The organism is Leuconostoc sp. C5, assembly GCF_056530425.1.
Genome location: NZ_CP134351.1, coordinates 1,113,536 through 1,131,744 on the forward strand (window position 1 = coordinate 1,113,536; position 18,209 = coordinate 1,131,744).

Annotated in this window: 17 protein-coding genes; 2 read left to right on the plus strand and 15 right to left on the minus strand. The window is 38.1% G+C overall.

Annotation, left to right across the window (positions count from 1 at the left end; genetic code table 11):
• Positions 1–61 precede the first annotated feature (61 nt).
• Positions 62–964: a tyrosine recombinase XerC gene (xerC, locus tag RHP56_RS05620; protein WP_011679912.1), complete on the minus strand. Its 903-nt coding sequence runs from the start codon at positions 962–964 to the stop codon at positions 62–64.
• A gap of 141 nt (positions 965–1,105) precedes the next feature.
• Here xerC and RHP56_RS05625 point away from each other — a divergent pair, with 141 nt between their 5' ends.
• Positions 1,106–1,546 carry a hypothetical protein gene (locus RHP56_RS05625; protein ID WP_011679913.1) on the plus strand — a complete coding sequence of 147 codons (441 nt, stop codon included), beginning with the start codon at positions 1,106–1,108 and terminating at the stop codon, positions 1,544–1,546.
• A 33-nt stretch (positions 1,547–1,579) separates the two neighbouring features.
• On the opposite strand, the gene RHP56_RS05630 is transcribed toward RHP56_RS05625, so the two are convergent.
• From RHP56_RS05630 to RHP56_RS05640, 3 genes are all read right to left on the minus strand, one after another.
• Positions 1,580–2,923 carry a PFL family protein gene (locus RHP56_RS05630; protein ID WP_002814654.1) on the minus strand — a complete coding sequence of 448 codons (1,344 nt, stop codon included), beginning with the start codon at positions 2,921–2,923 and terminating at the stop codon, positions 1,580–1,582.
• A gap of 53 nt (positions 2,924–2,976) precedes the next feature.
• Entirely contained in the window at positions 2,977–3,249 is a 273-nt protein-coding gene (locus tag RHP56_RS05635; RefSeq protein WP_031295551.1) for an ACT domain-containing protein, read from the minus strand.
• Positions 3,250–3,480: 231 nt separating this feature from the next.
• Positions 3,481–3,924 (minus strand): nucleoside 2-deoxyribosyltransferase, encoded by a 444-nt coding sequence (locus RHP56_RS05640; RefSeq protein ID WP_011679914.1) that lies wholly within the window; start codon positions 3,922–3,924, stop codon positions 3,481–3,483.
• A gap of 266 nt (positions 3,925–4,190) precedes the next feature.
• Here RHP56_RS05640 and RHP56_RS05645 point away from each other — a divergent pair, with 266 nt between their 5' ends.
• Positions 4,191–4,826, plus strand: a complete 636-nt coding sequence (locus RHP56_RS05645; protein ID WP_462794665.1) for a hypothetical protein — start codon at positions 4,191–4,193, stop codon at positions 4,824–4,826.
• A gap of 27 nt (positions 4,827–4,853) precedes the next feature.
• Here RHP56_RS05645 and RHP56_RS05650 read toward each other — a convergent pair whose 3' ends face one another.
• The 11 genes from RHP56_RS05650 to glyQ form a co-directional block, all read right to left on the minus strand.
• Positions 4,854–6,011 carry a hydroxymethylglutaryl-CoA synthase gene (locus tag RHP56_RS05650; RefSeq protein WP_011679916.1) on the minus strand — a complete coding sequence of 386 codons (1,158 nt, stop codon included), beginning with the start codon at positions 6,009–6,011 and terminating at the stop codon, positions 4,854–4,856.
• Positions 6,012–6,147: 136 nt separating this feature from the next.
• Complete coding sequence (locus RHP56_RS05655; protein WP_011679917.1) at positions 6,148–7,770, minus strand: ABC-F family ATP-binding cassette domain-containing protein; 1,623 nt, start codon at positions 7,768–7,770, stop codon at positions 6,148–6,150.
• A gap of 163 nt (positions 7,771–7,933) precedes the next feature.
• Positions 7,934–8,371 carry a hypothetical protein gene (locus RHP56_RS05660; protein ID WP_010280083.1) on the minus strand — a complete coding sequence of 146 codons (438 nt, stop codon included), beginning with the start codon at positions 8,369–8,371 and terminating at the stop codon, positions 7,934–7,936.
• Positions 8,372–8,419: 48 nt separating this feature from the next.
• Positions 8,420–9,157, minus strand: a complete 738-nt coding sequence (locus RHP56_RS05665) for an RsmE family RNA methyltransferase (RefSeq protein WP_014324805.1) — start codon at positions 9,155–9,157, stop codon at positions 8,420–8,422.
• A complete protein-coding gene (gene prmA / locus RHP56_RS05670; RefSeq protein WP_102753411.1) occupies positions 9,157–10,047 on the minus strand; it encodes a 50S ribosomal protein L11 methyltransferase in 891 nt (296 codons plus the stop codon). The genes RHP56_RS05665 and prmA overlap by 1 nt, the downstream gene beginning before the upstream one ends.
• Positions 10,034–11,104, minus strand: a complete 1,071-nt coding sequence (locus RHP56_RS05675; RefSeq protein WP_011679920.1) for a zinc-binding alcohol dehydrogenase family protein — start codon at positions 11,102–11,104, stop codon at positions 10,034–10,036. Before RHP56_RS05675 ends, prmA begins: the two co-directional genes overlap by 14 nt.
• Entirely contained in the window at positions 11,101–11,892 is a 792-nt protein-coding gene (locus RHP56_RS05680; protein ID WP_025268152.1) for a hypothetical protein, read from the minus strand. The genes RHP56_RS05675 and RHP56_RS05680 overlap by 4 nt, the downstream gene beginning before the upstream one ends.
• Positions 11,876–13,729 carry a translation elongation factor 4 gene (gene lepA / locus RHP56_RS05685; RefSeq protein WP_025268153.1) on the minus strand — a complete coding sequence of 618 codons (1,854 nt, stop codon included), beginning with the start codon at positions 13,727–13,729 and terminating at the stop codon, positions 11,876–11,878. The genes RHP56_RS05680 and lepA overlap by 17 nt, the downstream gene beginning before the upstream one ends.
• A gap of 128 nt (positions 13,730–13,857) precedes the next feature.
• Positions 13,858–14,910: a Gfo/Idh/MocA family oxidoreductase gene (locus tag RHP56_RS05690; RefSeq protein ID WP_102753410.1), complete on the minus strand. Its 1,053-nt coding sequence runs from the start codon at positions 14,908–14,910 to the stop codon at positions 13,858–13,860.
• Between the two features lie 43 nt (positions 14,911–14,953).
• Positions 14,954–17,011 carry a glycine--tRNA ligase subunit beta gene (glyS, locus tag RHP56_RS05695; RefSeq protein WP_014324810.1) on the minus strand — a complete coding sequence of 686 codons (2,058 nt, stop codon included), beginning with the start codon at positions 17,009–17,011 and terminating at the stop codon, positions 14,954–14,956.
• Positions 17,012–17,048: 37 nt separating this feature from the next.
• Positions 17,049–17,990: a glycine--tRNA ligase subunit alpha gene (gene glyQ, locus RHP56_RS05700; RefSeq protein ID WP_014324811.1), complete on the minus strand. Its 942-nt coding sequence runs from the start codon at positions 17,988–17,990 to the stop codon at positions 17,049–17,051.
• Between the last annotated feature and the right edge of the window lie 219 nt (positions 17,991–18,209).

An 18,209-nucleotide genomic window follows, 5' to 3' on the forward strand; every position in this document is an offset into this window, starting at 1 on the left:
TTTTATTTTACTATCTTTTCTTAGATTTGTGAAGCGCTTGATAAACTATTTTTGTAACCGGTTACTTATTGGCTCGCGGAAAGAAATTTTGATAATTTTTTTGTAAACTTTCTCGCGTCACATGGGTATACATTTGTGTCGTTGACAAATTAACATGACCCAACAGTTCCTGAACCGTTCTCATATCTGCACCTCGATTAATCAAATGGGTCGCAAAAGTATGACGCAACATATGTGGATGAATTTTACCAGTCAATGCAGAACGTTGCATTAACTGGTTTAAAATGTAAGTAATGCCAGCTGGTGTAATTGGCTCACCACGATGATTTACAAATACATATTCATGTTCTTGATTTACTGTTAAGGATGCACGCAAATCTGTAATGTATTCTTTCATAATATTTTCTGCAAAATGCCCAAAAGGAACATAACGATCTTTATTTCCCTTACCATGAATGAGCACCAGGCGCTGCGAAAAATCCAACTGAGATAACGTCAATCCAGCAATTTCAGCCACTCTTATTCCAGTAGCATATAAAAATTCAAGTAAAGCTGCATTACGTTCCCACAAATAATCTTCATGATTGTAGGCCACATCAAAAAGTTCATGCAGTTCATCTTCGTAAAAAAAATCTGGTAATTGGTTCTGATGTTTTTTTAATGAAATACTATCAAATGGATTATCAATGGCAAATTGATTAGTAATTAAAAATTGATAAAACATTCGCAAACTGCTAATCTTTCTAGAGATAGTTGTACGAGCCAACTTTTTTTCATATAAATCATTCAAATAGACACGTACATCTAAAGTTTGAACTTCTCCAAATTTTGTAAATCCGCCACTTTCATGCAAATAATTCTTAAATTCAGCAATATCTGTTAAATAAGCTTTTAAGGTTTGCGGTGAATATTGACGTTCTGATTCTAAATAATCATGATAAAGTTGTTCTTCACGTGTTGTCATATTTTCATTATACTATCTATTGAAAAGATTAAGAACAATTAAATTTGTTTGCAATCATATAAACTCACCCAAATTTGCCTTAAGATGTCGTATAGTAAAGTTAGGATCTAACAATTAACGTTAAAGATATGGAGATTAAATATGAAAGTACCAGTATATAGCCCCATAGAGCAATTGCGTGAGCGCGTAATGAAGTTACAAAACAAGGCATTGGTTAATATTGCTAATTTCCGAAAAAATGTCTTAAAAAATCGAGATGACCGACGCAAACGAATAGCTAAGTTATCAAAAACACGTGAAATTTCTATTGTTCCTTATGAATCAACAGCCAGAGCTGTTGACACTAATAGTTTTGCCTATGCCTTGGAAGCCTCAATTACAGAAAGTGCTGCACCGCAAAAAAAACATTTTGCCATTTCAAATTATATTAAAAACTTTTTCTATCACCCACTTCGTGTTTTATCTACCGTCGTTATTCTGATTCTATTAGTTTATATTGCGGTTATGTTTTCTAAAGCAGTTTCCACAAACCAAAATCCAATTACCGAAACACGAACACAACAATCGAAAAATACAAAATAAAAAAGTTGCGATGATTTTTATCGCAACTTTTTATTAGTTTTTAAATGAATGAATCGGTGCTGGAATGTGTCCGCCACGATTGATAAAGTCTGCACTTGACTTTTCTACAACTGGCATAACTGGAGCAGTACCTAACAACCCACCATAATCAACCATATCACCAACCTTTGTACCCAAAGTTGGCAAAATACGGACAGCCGTAGTTTTATTATTTTGTACACCAATAGCGGCTTCATCAGCGATCATTGCACTAATTGTCGTTGCACTAGTATCTCCTGGAATAGCAATCATATCTAATCCAACCGAACAAACAGCAGTCATTGCTTCAAGCTTTGATAACGTCAATGTACCTTCTTTTGCTGCATCAATCATACCAGCATCCTCTGAAACTGGAATAAATGCACCGGATAGGCCGCCAACACGTTGCGAAGCCATAACACCACCCTTTTTAACAGCGTCATTCAATAGCATTAATGCAGCTGTAGTTCCGTGCGTTCCTACTTGTTCAAGACCAATTTCTTCAAGAACTTCAGCTACAGAATCACCTCGTGCAGGTGTAGGGGCCAAACTCAAATCGACAATTCCAAATTCAACTCCAAGTCGTTCAGCAGCTAGTGCACCCACCATCTGTCCAACACGTGTAATTTTGAAAGCTGTCTTTTTGACAGTTTCGGCAACTACTTGAATAGATTCGCCTTTTACCTTTTCCAGTGCACGTTTTACAACGCCAGGCCCAGAAACACCAACGTTAATCACAACATCGGCTTCACTGACACCATGAAAAGCACCAGCCATGAAAGGATTATCTTCGACAGCATTTGCAAAAATAACGAGCTTGGCATTAGCTGTATCGGATTTTTCAGAAATTCCTTTTACAGTTTCGCCCATCAATTTAATTGCATCAAGGTTTATACCTGCTTTAGTTGAACCAATATTAACACTCGACATCACTAAATCGGTTTCTGTTAGCGCACGAGGTAATGATTTAATTAATGCCAAATCCCCATTGGCAAAACCTTTTTGGACCAATGCTGAATAACCACCAATGAAATCAACACCCACTGCTTTAGCCGCATCATCCAAAGCGTGTGCGTAATAAAGCATATCATCGGGTGTTGCATGACCTGCAATCAACGCAATTGGCGTTACACTGATGCGTTTGTTTGTAATTGGAATACCATATTCACGTTCAATTTGCTCAGCAACTTTTATCAAGTCCTTCGCATATGTTGTAACTTTCTTATATATATTTTTTGCAGTTTGTTGTGGATCACCTGCGATTGTGTCGAGCAACGAAATACCCATTGTAACTGTGCGGATATCAAGATGTTCTTCCTCGACCATGTTGATTGTTTCTTGTATTTGCTTTGTTTCCATGACTTCTCCAGATGATTCAATTCGTAAGTTCTTTAGTAGGTTAGCTACAAATATTAAACTCTACTCATCGCATCAAATATTTCTTCACGTTGCGTATGAATAGTAACGCCTAAATCAGCCCCTAGCTTATTCAAATCATCTTGCAACACGTTGAATTGCCCTTCTAATTCTTCTAAATTAATTAGCATACTCATCGTGAAAATATCACTCATAATCGTTTGAGAAACATCTAAAATGTTGATGTTGTGATCCGCTAACGTGTTAGCCACCCCAGCAATAATTCCCGGCTTATCTTTACCAACAACTGTTACAACTGCTTTACTCATAGTCATACAAATTCTCCATTAAAATTTACTTACAATATTATACCAGATTATACAGCAAACTATCTCGCAAAAACGAATAATTAATAGTACAAACTATTTTTTATTCGTTTTATCATCTATTCATTATACAATTACATCACCATTCAAAACGATTAACAAAAAATATACGTTCAAATGATTACCTGTTTTTTATTTTGTTCGGGAGACACATATCAAGTTCACTCTTAAAAATTAAAAGATTTCACCACTAAATTCAATCTTTGGCGTAGCATCAAAGTCGTAAGTTTCCAAATCTGAGATATCCGTGATATAAGCCGTTAATGGCATTCCCATCATTAGATTTACTGCACCAGCTTTTTCTTTAACAACAATAACCGGAATGTTTTTGGCTACTGCGTAGCCAAACTCCCAAGCAGTTCCTGGATCTACTTCCTGCCCTACATAATCAATAACCGCTACCATGACGTCAGCTTGGTTAATTGCCTCAATATCGCCGTTGTAGGTTGCGACACGCCACTCCGGGCCAAACATTTCAAATTCTTCGTGTTGGTGTTCGCGTGGTGAAAAAACAGAACTTAATGTTTGATTGGCTGCTAAAGCTTTTTCAACACGTTCAACACGCTCAATTTGCTCTTTATCGAAGAATGGACTCGCAAGGTAAACATTTTTTGACATTTTTAACTCCAATATTATTTAATGCTATTAGTATAACACACCTTCTGGTGAGATTAATCGACCTGAAGACATAAAGACTTCTACATGAATAACGTTTCGCAAAACAAATATACAAATGACTTCTTAGTAGTTCTTTTATACTTGAAACAGACAATAATTTTAGATATAATAATGTTGCAAGCGCTTAACTATAATGGTGATGCCGTGCCGGGACACGCTTCATCGGTTAAGTGCTTTTTCTTTTTCAAAATAAGGGGGATAAGAGAATGATATTTTTGTTTATCATTTTATTTTTATTAAGCATATTACTTGTAAGTTTTACGATACAAAATAAGCAGAGATATGGGACATTTCTAGTACCACTTATATTCTCCATATTATGTATTGGTGGTACAATCTTTTTTGGTTTTCAATTGCCGTCAGCAATACAAAAGATACAAAAAAATAATGACGCACAGGTAAATTCAAACAAACTAACCAAGTCGCAACAAGCCCATTCACAATCAAATTTGGAAAATGGCAGTACGACTGTAATATCCGATGCTACAACGAAACAACAGCAAGAACAACTCAAATTAAAAGAACAAGAGCTTACTCAGAAACTTGACACAGCATATAGCAAAATTGGTGACGTCACTTTTAATACCGATGCCAAAACTTTCCAGCTCAAACTTTACACTGATTCAGATTTATCAAAGTTGGTTGCTCAAATAGAGACCGACCCAAGTTTAGCAGAAGAAGCGCACTGGTCGAATTTCACTGATTCACTTTTAAAAACTTCGAAGAATATCAAAAAATCTTTTAAAACTGGATACACTTTTGAACTAATGGGTGTCAATGACAGTAACAAAGTGTTGTTTGCGGCAAAAGATGGTGCTGAAATCAGCTCTATCACAAAATGAAGAGATGCATACGCATCTCTTCATTTTTTATTTATATTGTCTTTCACCATTCTGCCAACCTAAAAACTGAAAATGATCTGCGTCAGGATGATCAGATGAAACGTTCTCATGTGAATCAAGAAGCTGTGAATTAAATATTTGTTCATACTGATCTACAGATACTTTTTTTCGATCAGCTAATTCATTTTTTGTTTCATTTGCTGGTACATACTTAAAGAAGTTTTCTTGCAATGTTATAGAGTACAGCTCGGCTTCAGCACCTGAACCATAACTAAATATGGCCAACTGCTCTCCTGCAACCAAATCTTGTGCGTAACTCAATAATGATAACAAGCTTAAATACACAGAGCCAGTGTACAAATTCCCTACTTCTCGACTAAACTTTTGACTTGCCTTTAGATTTTTTAATAACCGTCCTTGCGTTCTCTCATCAGCCTCATCTATAATTTGATCAAAAGCTTTTTTACCCATTTTTGTATACGGTAGATGAAAAGTAAAACCTGCAAAATCAGCGATTGTCCGCCCGGATTGGTCCTTATATCGTTGCCATAGTGTCAAAAACATTTCTTTATAAATATCTGTTGATAAATGTCCGTCTACTATGGCTTCCGTTCTATCGATAGGACGCCAAAAATCTGCGACATCTCGGCTCATATAAACCGAATCAGAATTAATTGTTGCAATGTGTGGGCTTTCTGAAACAATCATGGCAACAGCTCCACCACCTTGGGTCACTTCACCAGGTGTATTTAATCCGTATCTTGCAATATCCGATGCGATAACTAAAACCCTTTTACCAGAATGGCTTGCAACGTAATCTCGAGCCTGCATCAATCCGAATGTTCCCGCATAACATGCTTGTTTAATCTCAATTGTTCGCGAAAATTCAGACAAATTAAGTAATTTTTGAACATATAATGCGCTTGATTTTGAATTATCGATACCAGATTCAGTGGCAAAAATAATCAAATCAATCTGCTGACGATCATCATTATCAATAATTTTTGCAGCCGCGTTAGCACCCATTGTTACGACATCTTCATAATTCGGTATCACCGATTGTTTATCTTGACCAATACCAATCGTATATTTATTCGGATCCACCCCACGTCGCTGAGCTAATTCTACCAAATCTAATACATATTCAGATGTGTAAAATGATAATTTATCAATTCCAATTGCCATTCTTTTTTACCTCCTGTTTTATTGTGGTTAAATAGCAAAAAAAGAATTAATAAGTCGGCGCTCAAAATTCACAATATGTTACAAATTATGGTTTTTGTGCCAGCTCATTAATTCAATTTATTATATTACTTATCTACTAGTAAAGTTCATTTACTTTGTCCTGAATACTATCATTATTAATGAATTCATCATACGTCGTATCAACGCGATCAACAACACCCTTTGGCGACACTTCAATAATATGATTTGCCGTAGTTGCTAAGAATTCATGGTCATGCGAAGTCATAATAATTGAACCCTTGAATGCGATTACCGCATCGTTAAGGGACTGAATTGACTCCAAATCCAAATGATTTGTTGGGTCGTCCATCAATAGCACATTAGCTTTGAGCAACATCATCTTCGCCAAAACAATGCGAACTTTTTCGCCACCGGATAACACATTAATTTGTTTTAAGGAATCATCACCACGGAACAGCATTTGCCCGAGCATACCACGTAAACTGGTGTTATCTTTTTGGTCTTCTTCCGCAAAATCACGTAACCAATCCAAAATAGTTACATCTTGATTATCGAAGTTATCATTTAAATCTTTAGCAATATAGGATTGTGACGTTGTAACACCCCAAGAAACAGTCCCCTCATCTGGTGCCATCGTACCTGCTATAATTTGCATCAACGTAGTGGTTGCTAAATCGGAACGTGATAAAATAGCAATTTTATCGTTTGGTCGACCAATAAAGGAAATATTATCTAATACTTTTTCGCCGTCAATTGTTTTTGAAACGTTTTCAACGCGAACCATATCATTCCCGAGCTCACGATTAATGGGGAAATTAATGAATGGGTATTTTCTTGATGAAGGTTTAATATCATCTAAAGTAATTTTATCTAATTGCTTTTTTCGGGCTGTAGCCTGCTTTGATTTTGAAGCATTAGCTGAAAACCGAGCTACGAAATCTTGCAACTGTTTAATTTGTTCTTCCTTCTTAGCATTTTGTTGAGAAGCTAAGCGTTGGGCCAATTCAGACGATTCACGCCAAAAATCATAGTTTCCAACAAAGGGTGTAATTTTTCCAAAATCAACATCCAAAATATTGGTTGAAACAGCGTTCAAAAAATGTCGATCGTGGGAAACAACAATAACTAAGTTCGGAAAATCAGCTAGAAAGTCTTCTAGCCAATTAATCGTCTGTACATCCAATCCGTTGGTTGGCTCGTCTAAAATCAAAATATCTGGATTACCAAACAAGGCTTGCGCAAGCAGAACTTTCACTTTATCATTTTCAGTTAGCTCACCCATCAAGGTATCGTAAACACTATCGCTAATACCCAGCTTGCTCAACAATTGACCAGCTTCAACTTCAGCATTCCAACCATCTAGCTCTTCAAATTCCGCACCCAAATCAGCAACACGCACACCATCTTCATCGTTAAAATCCGGCTTAGCATAGATAGCGTCCATCTCAGTTTTAACTTCGTACAATCGCTTATGACCTTGGATCACCGTATCTAAAACCGTAAATTTATCAAATGCAAAGTGATCCTGCTGCAAAGATGACATTCTCTCGCTATCACCGATTGAAATGGTTCCTTCAGTTGGTTGTAGTTCTCCTTGCAATAACTTCAAAAAGGTAGACTTACCAGCGCCATTAGCACCAATAATGCCATAAGTATTACCGGGTGTTAATTTCAAGTTAACATCTTGATAAATTTTAGGCCCTGAAAAACTAAAACTCATATCTGAAACTGTAATCAATGTAAAATCCTCCAATTAAGTTATGTAAAATAGTATCTCCAGAGTTCATTATTATCTGTATGCTTTGAGCAATAACTATTAAACACAAAGGTAAAATATCCTATACCAGTGTAACAGAAAAAGTGCGAAATATCGCACTTTTTCTAGTTATTCATAACACTAATTATACTTTCAAGTTTCCATCAACTGAAACTTGTCCATCATTCTTTGTCTCACTTTTTAAATCACGGAATCCGTTTTCAACTGGAATTTGATTTTCATCCGGGTCATCACGTGTATCTCCGAAAAAGGTGAATAAACTTAGTACAATGTACATTAGTCCAAAATAAAATCCATACTGATGAGATACCAAATGAAGTAATAATGTTGAAATTCCAGAGAATACTGCAGGCAAGGCAAATAAAATGAGAGGTGATAGCCCACGCTTACGCACACTATACCCAAGATATAAAGTATAAAGACCATTAATGATTAGATAAAACCAGATAACTTTATGTAAACCACTCACACTGAGTAACTTACCAATAAATGGTAGTACCAAACCAAGCATAAACGCTGCAAGCCACTGATACCCGTAGTATTTTTTGAATATCTTCAGCATTATTTCACCACCTATAGTTATCTCATTTATTTATTATATTATAACGAATTAATTTAGTTCACGCAACACGCTAATCGCTGACATTGCATAGAGTGGCGCTGTTTCAGCTCTCAATATTCGAGGACCCAATCCAGCTAATTCAAAATTCTGCAATCGTAATTCCTCAATCTCATTTTCTGTTAGACCACCTTCAGGACCAAATACACAGATTAGTTTTTCTCCAGATGGAACAGCCGAAACAGCCGCTATTAGTGCAGCACTTTCTCCATCACGAGCTGATTCTTCCCAAGCAACAAGTCCAGTATTTTTAGGCATTTGGATAGTATTTTGCCACGTAGTGAAAATAATTTCTGGAACAACCAACCGATGTGCCTGCTCTGCTGCAGCTTGCGCTATTTTATTAAATCTTTTGACTTTCTTTTCTTGTTGCTTCCGCCAATCGGCAACTGTTCGTTTCATTGAGGTAAAAACGATTGTTTTGACACCAAGCTCTGTTGCTTTTTGGATAAACCAGTCAGAGCGATCATTCTTTAGGGGAGACACGACGAGTGTTACATCAATTGGTAACTCAACATTTGAATAATATCGATCAATCACTTTGATATTAATAACCTCGGAATCAATTAAAGTAACTTCTCCAAGGCAGATTTCCAAATTATTACTAACAAATTCAGCTTTTGACCCCACTCGAGCTCTCAAAACTTTGCCAAAATGCTTAAAAATATCATTGTCAGCTGTCAAGCGAATCGTATCATTAATTGGTTCGTTTAGAAAATAGCGTTGCATTATTTAGAATCCTTTTTTGCAATGAATGCATGCCAGTCACCCATTGTTGTGTGTTGAAAAATTTTATATCCCGCTTGTTGTAGCTGTTGTTCAATCGACACTGAAATAGCATCATAGATTCCAGAAACCAAGAAATAGCCACCTGGCTTCAGGCGTGACCACGTCTGTGGAATAAGGCGTTCAATAACGTCAGCTAGAATATTAGCAACAATCAAGTCTACAGGCTTATCGATAGCAATTGACTCCAGTAAATCACTAGTTACCACTGTAACATCATTGGCCACTGGGTTTAACGCTAAATTTTCTTTAGCAACATTCACAGCCATTTCGTCAATATCTGTTGCTAAAATGCCTGCTACACCGAGTTGTTTTGCAGCGACGGATAGTACTCCTGAACCCGTACCCACGTCTATCATGCTTTCTCCACCACGAACGACAGTTTCTAGCGCTTGGATCATTAATCGTGTTGTTTCATGAACTCCTGTTCCAAAAGCTAACTTAGGATCCATAATAATTGGATATTCATCTTTTTGAGCTGCTACAAAGTTTTCCCATGAAGGTACAACAGTAATGTGTCTTGTTATGCGGGTGGCATGATAATATTGTTTCCAGTTGTTTTCCCAATCTGATTGTGCCACGCCATTTAATGTAATAGTTGCAGGTGATGCATCAACCCCAAGCGTCACTAAGTTATCCAACTGTTCTTTTATCCGACTAACAGTGTTAGGTAAAGATGCATCGTCTTCAAAATAAGCTGTCACTGTTACTGGTGAAATATCATCAACAATCTGCACACCCTCAGCGCCGGTTGACATCAATATATCAGCAATTGGTTCAATGCCATCATTGTTCGTCGCAACGGTGAGTGCTTGCCATTTATTGTTCGTCATACTTCACCACTACTTTTCCAATCATGCGACCAGCTTCAACTTCTTTCGTAGCAGCACGAATATTTTCTACAGACAGCCCGTGATAAGTCTTTGACAGTGTCGTCTTGATTTTATTCTCATCAAGTAAACGTGCTACCTGATTAAGTGCATTCCCTTGAGACTGCATATTAACGCCATAGTTTCCCTTAGCAAACATGAACACCCAGCTAAACTGTGCGCCAATGTTCTTCAAAGGCCCCATATCAATTGGCTCCGTCGTTTCAACAATTGATGCAATTCGTCCAAATGGCTTAATAACGGCTGTTGCAAGTGGCCAATAATAATCCGTATTTTGTAAAATCGCAATATTATCAACTTTATCGTGCTGAATCTTTCTCATCTGTTCGTTCAAATCTTGATGGTAGTCTAAGATATAATCAGCGCCAAGTGACTTAACCCAAGTAACAGACTCGGTGCGAGATGCTGTAGTAATAACTGTCATCCCGATATACTTTGCTAATTGAATTAATACAGATCCAACACCACCGGCACCATTCACAATCAAAATTGTGTGTCCCAAGGCACTGTTTTCCTCAAGATCATAACACAATGCTTCATGTAAGATTTCGTAAGCTGTAATTGATGTTAACGGCATAGCCGCAATTTCTTCATCACTTAATGAAGTAGGGGCATGGCCGACCAATGCTTCATGAACAACTTGAAGGTCAGCGTTAGAACCGGGTTTCAATTGCGCTCCAGCATAGTAAACTTTATCACCAACGCTGAAATGTTGAACATTTTGACCAACTTCTACAACCACGCCGACTGCGTCAAAACCCAAAATACGAAAAACACCATCATGAGTATAATTGGCTCTCATTTTTGTATCCACCGGATTGACAGAGCTGGCCAAAACTTTAACTAGTAATTCATCTTTATCCGGTTGTGGTCGGGGAATAACTTTTTCCACAAAAGCATCCGGTTGATCAATTAATAGAGGCCGTTCAAATCCAATGGCACGCATTTTATGACTTTGACCAAATGGCCAAATGTTTTTTATTTTGTCTAATAAATTCATTCTGATAACCCACTATTTAAAATATTATTCAGCGTTTGTTTCGATACTTGATAAATTGGTTTAAAGTTTTCATGAGTATACAACATTGTTATTGTCATATTTCTCGTCGCTGAGGTTGGCATGTCATCCTTCAAAACACTTTGCCAGTTTTCAGCGATCATAGCATACTCAACTAAGCGCAACTGTTCAGCAGATAATTTGCTTGCCTCACTAGATTTCTTTTGTAATTGTTTTTCAACATATCTTTGAACTTTTTTCTGGCCAGCAGGCAAATCAATAGGTGTTACTTGATATTGAACCTTTGCGTTATGGTATCGATCATACCTTATTTTTGTGATTTTATAGTTACGATCACGTTGTAAGGTCTTTACATATCGTTGCGATAAATCGCTTATGACTTGTTTCTTTTGATACTTATGGCCATCAAAAGTAACTGAATCTGCCACTTTAGCGCTGCTCTTCCACGCTTTGCCAACACTAGTAGCAATTTCTGTTTGCCACGCTGTATTGGTTAAATGTACAACCTGTTTGGTGCGTTTGTCATCAGAATGGCCTGTCAAACCAAATTGTAACGCGATCGCTGCATCTTTTTGAAGAGTTTTCACACGGGTCTCCTGCGAGATGCCATCAAAATTAAAAACAACTCTGGCAACTGTCAGACTAACCACTAACAGCATAACCAGTACTGAACAAACTGTTAGGATTTTAACTTTACGATTTGTTGGTTTTGACTGTTCAGATAAATTGCGTGCTAATCTAGAACGCTTTGTGTTAGTTTCCTCGGGCATATTGGGCATCGTCCTCCGTTTTAAGCACAGCCATGAAAGCTTCTTGCGGTACCTCGACTGAACCAACAGACTTCATACGTGCCTTACCCCTTTTCTGCTTGTCGAGCAACTTCGCACGACGATCAGGATCACCTGTATGAATTTTAGCCGTAACATCCTTACGATAAGCTTTAATGTTTGTACGAGCTAATATTTTAGCGCCAATAGCTGCTTGCACTGGAATTTCAAAGTTTTGACGTGGAATGATCTCTTTTAGTTTAGAAGTAATAATCCGTCCTCGTTCTACAGCAAAGTCACGATGAACAATAAAACTCAGGGCATCGACCTTCTCACTATTTAACAGAATATCTATTTTGACCAAGTCGGATTGTCTGTAGGATGATAACTCATAATCAAGTGAAGCGTAACCACGTGTGCTAGATTTTAGTTTATCAAAGAAATTGAAAATAATTTCGGACAAAGGCATGTAATACTTGACATTGACACGCGTGTCATCCAAATATTCCATTGTGTCAAATTCACCACGTTTGCGTTGCGCAAGTTCCATAACAGCACCAACGTAATCATTAGGCACCATAATTTGGGCATGAACATAGGGCTCTTCAATGTATTTCACTTTGGGCGTGTCTGGCATTTCGGATGGGTTTTCAATCTCAATAGTTTCTTCATCATTAGTTACCACTCGATAAGTAACAGACGGAGCAGTTGTCACCAAGTCCAAATCAAACTCGCGCTCTAGTCGCTCTTGAATGACATCCATGTGTAGCAAACCCAAAAAGCCAACTCGATACCCAAATCCTAGTGCTTGTGAAGTTTCTGGTTCAAATGTTAACGCAGCGTCATTGAGCTGTAGTTTTTCCAAAGCTTCCCGTAAATCCGTGTACTTAGCGTTGTCTGAAGGATATAGACCAGAATAAACCATAGGTGTCATCGGTTGATATCCGGATAATGGTTCACTGGCTGGATTATTCACTAGGGTAATTGTATCACCAGAATGTGTCGTATGAATGTCCTTAATAGCTGCTGTTAAGTAACCAACATCCCCCGCCATCAAGTAATCACGTTTCTGAGCATTTGGAGACATCACACCAACTTCCGTGACCTCATATTCCGCACCAGTGTTCATCATACGAACCTTGTCACCAGGCTTTACAATGCCTTCTCGTACACGCATGTTAACAACCACACCACGATAAGCATCGTAGGCTGAATCAAAAATCAAAGCACGTAGTGGTGCATCGATATCACCTTGCGGTGCAGGTAAATCGGTAACAATTTTTTCCAGCAGTTCTGGAATACCAATGCCTTGTTTAGCTGACGCTAACACTGCCTCTGAAGCATCAATGCCAATAACATCCTCAATTTCCGTACGAACCTTTTCGGCATCCGCCGCCGGTAAATCAATTTTGTTAATTACAGGTAGAATTTCCAAGTCATTATCTAGGGCCAAATAAACGTTAGCTAACGTTTGTGCTTCAACGCCTTGAGAAGCATCAACAACAAGTATAGCCCCTTCAGCAGCTGCCAATGCCCGCGAAACCTCATAAGAGAAATCAACGTGTCCTGGTGTGTCAATCAGATGGAAAATGTAGGTTTCACCGTCTTTAGCGTCGTAATGAACTTCGACCGCATTTAGTTTAATCGTAATTCCACGTTCACGTTCTAAATCCATCGTATCCAGTAATTGATTCTGCATGTCACGTTCAGCAACAGTATGTGTCTGTTCCAAGATACGATCAGCTATGGTTGATTTTCCATGGTCAATGTGTGCAACAATTGAAAAATTACGTATGTGTTTTTGTCGTTCTTTAAGTTCATTCAAATTTAATTCTGTCATAATTGGCATTTTTTTCTTTCAGTTTTCTATCTATTTAATTTTACCATAAAGCCTCACGTTACTTTTCGAAAATGACACCGCTATTTTAGCAAAATAAAAAAGCTAGGCTATTGCCAAGCTTTTAACTTTCATGAAAATTTAACGACGTGCGGTCCTTTTTCTTTCAACCCTGCAGACAGTATCTTCATTACAGTAATCATATTTTCATCGGAAACAAGTTTTGGCATACCTTTGACCAGTGTGTTATAAACAGAATCATAGACTCTGCCATAATCACCCTGAATACTAGGTATGTATTTATCAATGCGATCACCACTCTGATTGTAGTATACCAAGTGTCCATAGTTTTGTGGTGTGTCAACGCCAAAACGCGCGTCTCCAGGCATAACACCAGTTTTAAGGTCATTTTCCTGCTCATCAACCTCATACTTAATAAATGTACCTTGTGTTCCACGCAGTTGCCATTTTGGATATTGGATTGTTGCTAATTCTGTGGTTTGAATTGTTGCTTTAAAAGCTTGTGGATAAAAAAGGTTAACCTCAATTTGGTCGTCTACAGGACTATTCAGTAAGCGAGTAGAACGTATATCGTAGGCTGCTGAATTTGGTGCACCAAAGAGACTCACAATTTGATCTACCAAATGAACACCATGTCCGAATAGCGATCCGTCAATTTCATTACCATTCGATTGCCCCTCATTAGGTCGATAATGGTCCATATGAACCTCAAGATCAACTAAACGACCGAGGTACCCATTTTGAATAACCCGTTGAACTGTCAAAAAGTCACTATCAAATCGCCTACTTTGAAATGGCATCAAAAATAACTTTTTATCATAAGCAATATTGACCAAATCACGAGCCTCGATATCACTAGCAGCCATTGGCTTGTCAACCATAACATTTTTTCCAGCCAACAGTAGTTGTTTTGTCACCTGATAATGGCTGGCTGAAGGCGTTACAACAACCACTAGATCGATGGTTTCATCTTCAATAATGTCATCAATATCTGTTGAAAATACAGTACCAGTAACTTCTAACTCAGATTGCTCTGTTGGTCTTTTCCCAAGTGTAGGTGTTACTACACGGCTCACGTGAAACTTATCTTGCCGTAACTTTAAATAAGGTAAATGATAACGATTTGTGCTTTTTCCAAAACCAACGTAAGCAATATTCAACATAATGACCTCCTACTTTCTAGTGACGACCTATTATTTAATAATTTTACTTAATGACAATTTGTTCTAAATCACCCAATTCACTAATTAAGCGATGAATTACATTCAGTTGTGCATAGCGATTGTTTTTAACAGCTGCATTCTCGGTGTTAACCATTGTAGCTTCAAAATAAGTTGAAATAGGAGATTGTAACCCAGCCAATGTTGTATATACCTCGTCAGCACCTTCTTTTACTAAGTGGCTTAAGTTCAGTGCATACGTTGCCTGATACAATTCTTTTTCAGCATCATTTTCAAATAGAGATGGATCCACGCTATCATTGGTTAACTGCTTCACTGCTAAGCGATCGACACGTGTCAGTGATTCAATCACATCACGGAAATCATTATCTTTACTATGAGCAGCGAGTACATTAATACGATCTATGAGGTAAACAACGTCAGTATTTCCTGAGCGACTAACTCCTGCAGATACCAAATCTTGGCGAACACCATCATCCAATGTTAACTTACGCACGCGATCTAAGATAAACTCCAGTACAGCTGTGATATCAGCCGCAGCAACTTCTCCCTGTGATTGGGCAAACTGAGTTAATACCGGTTTCAAAGCAATATGCCAGTTTTTTTCCTGTAACGTTCTTACGATACCTGTTGCTGCGCGACGTAGTCCATAAGGATCATTTGAACCGCTTGGTGTTAAGTCAGCTGCAAAGAAAGTTACAATAGCGTCTAGCTTATCGGCAACTGCTAGTACAGCACCAATATCTGACTCAGCAATTTTTCCTGTTGCTGAAGTCGGCATATAGTGCTCTTTAATTGCTGCAGCCACAGCGGGATTCTCACCAAATAATTTAGCATAGTGTTCACCCATAATACCTTGCAATTCGTCGAACTCACCAACCATACCGGTCATTAAGTCGAATTTATAGATTTCTGCTGCACGGCTCACGTTAGACAATTGTTGTTCATCAAAATTCAGTGATTGCGCTAGTGCCTGAGCCAAAACGCCAGTTCGTTGCATATGTTCATAAACAGTACCAATTTTTTCATGGAAAACCAGTTTTTTGACCTTTTCCATGTAGTCAGCAATTGTTTTAGTTTGGTCTTCTTTGTAAAAGAATTCTGCATCCTCAAGACGAGCAACCAAAACTTTTTCATTACCAGCAATAACATTATCCAAATGCTCTTGGTTCCCATTACGTACTGATAAGAAATGTGGCAACAATTTCCCGTCATGATTAGTAACAAAGAAGAAACGTTGGTGTTCGCGCATTGATGTGATTAATACTTCATCAGGAATTTCCAAATATTTTTTATCAAAAGTACCAGCAAATGCCGTTGGCCATTCGACAATATTATTAACTTCTTCCAGCAAATTCTGTGCTGCATCAGTGTCTAATTCTAATGACCAATTGTTTTGTTTAGCAATTGCCGTCAGTTGAGAACGGATTGCATTTTTTCGTACCTCAGCGTTAACTACAACACTTGCTGATTCGAGTGTACTTACATAATCGTCAGCAGAAGAAATTTCAACATGTTCATTTGACAAAAAGCGGTGTCCTCTTGTAACACGACCAGTTTGAACATCTAATACATGAAAATCAACGACTTCCTTATCAAACAAGGCGACAAGCCAGCGAATTGGTCGCACGTACAAGAAAGCATTATTCGCCCACTTCATGTACGTTGAGAACTTCATCTCTGAAACCACCTCGGCACCAATTTTGACCAAGATATCCTTGGCAGGAACACCTTCAGTATGCTTTGTTAACCACACATAGCCGTCTCTTGTTTCAAAGTCATCTGGTGTTGCACCTTGACCGCGTGCAAATCCCATTGCTGCCTTAGTCCACTCACCATTGGCATCTTTTGCTCTTTCAATTGACGGACCACGCTTTTCTTCACTCAAACTTTCTGATTTTTCCGCTACATCGGTTAATTCAACCGCCAACCGACGTGGAGTTGAATAAGGATTAATGGCACCAACAGTCAAGCGATGCTCAGCTAAAAAGTTTCTTGTTCTTTCAATTAATTGATTTTCTGAGCTTGTGACCAGATGTGCTGGCACTTCTTCAAGACCAATTTCTAATAAAAATGTTGACATGAGTTATTCTCCAATATTGATTTTATCTCTGTTACTATCAGGCATTTTCTTTGGTGTATTTACCGTTTTTACCAAGATACTTATCCCGTAATGTCTGATCTTTTAGCAAAGGAAAACCAAGCTTAGCTCGTTCTTCAATAAATACTTTCGATACTTTGCGAGCCATTGTACGAATACGATGTAAATAACCAGCTCGTTCTGTGACCGAAACCGTACCACGTGCATCTAATAGATTAAATGTATGTGATGATTTCAAAATATAGTCATAAGCCGGATGTACCAAGCCCAAATCTAACAAACGAGTTGCTTCTGCTTCAAATTCTTCAAAGTGGCGCAACAACATATCTTGGTTAGATTCTTCAAAAGCGTATTTCGAATGCTCGAATTCTGGTTCTTTGAAAATATCACCGTATAACACACCATTACCCCATTCAAGATCATAAACCGTTGGTACATCTTGAATGTATGATGCTAATCGTTCTAGACCATAAGTCACTTCTGCTGTCACAGAATCTACTTCAATCCCACCAACTTGCTGGAAATAAGTAAACTGTGTCACTTCCATACCATCCAGCCAAACTTCCCAACCAATTCCTGCAGCACCCATAGAAGGGTTTTCCCAGTTATCTTCAACGAAACGTATATCATGTTCTAATGCTTTAATACCCAAAGCTTCTAAAGAACCTAGGTAAAGCTCTTGAATGTTTTCAGGGGAAGGCTTCATCACTACTTGAAACTGATGATGTTGAAACAAACGGTTTGGATTATCGCCATAGCGGCCATCAGCTGGACGACGAGAAGGTTGAACATAAGCAGCGTTCCAAGGCTCAGGGCCATTAGCACGTAAAAATGTATATGGCGACTGTGTTCCGGCCCCAACCTCATTGTCATATGCCTGCATTAAGTTTGCGCCTTGTTTAGCCCAGTATTGTTGTAGGGTCAAGATGATATCTTGTAATGATAGTTTTTCGTTTGTCATAATCGTTCTTCCTTAAAAGTTTATCGACAATTCAGCACAGATGGTATCGATATTTTGTTATATTTACCAGCATCAAAAAACCGCGTGTAAGTTCATCCAATGCCAAAATAATTGACATCAGGACGCTTACGCGCGGTTCCACCTGACTTCCGAGTTATAAAACCCGACACTCGACTGTTTGTCCGTTCCACCAACGCCACTTGGCTTCATCACGTACAA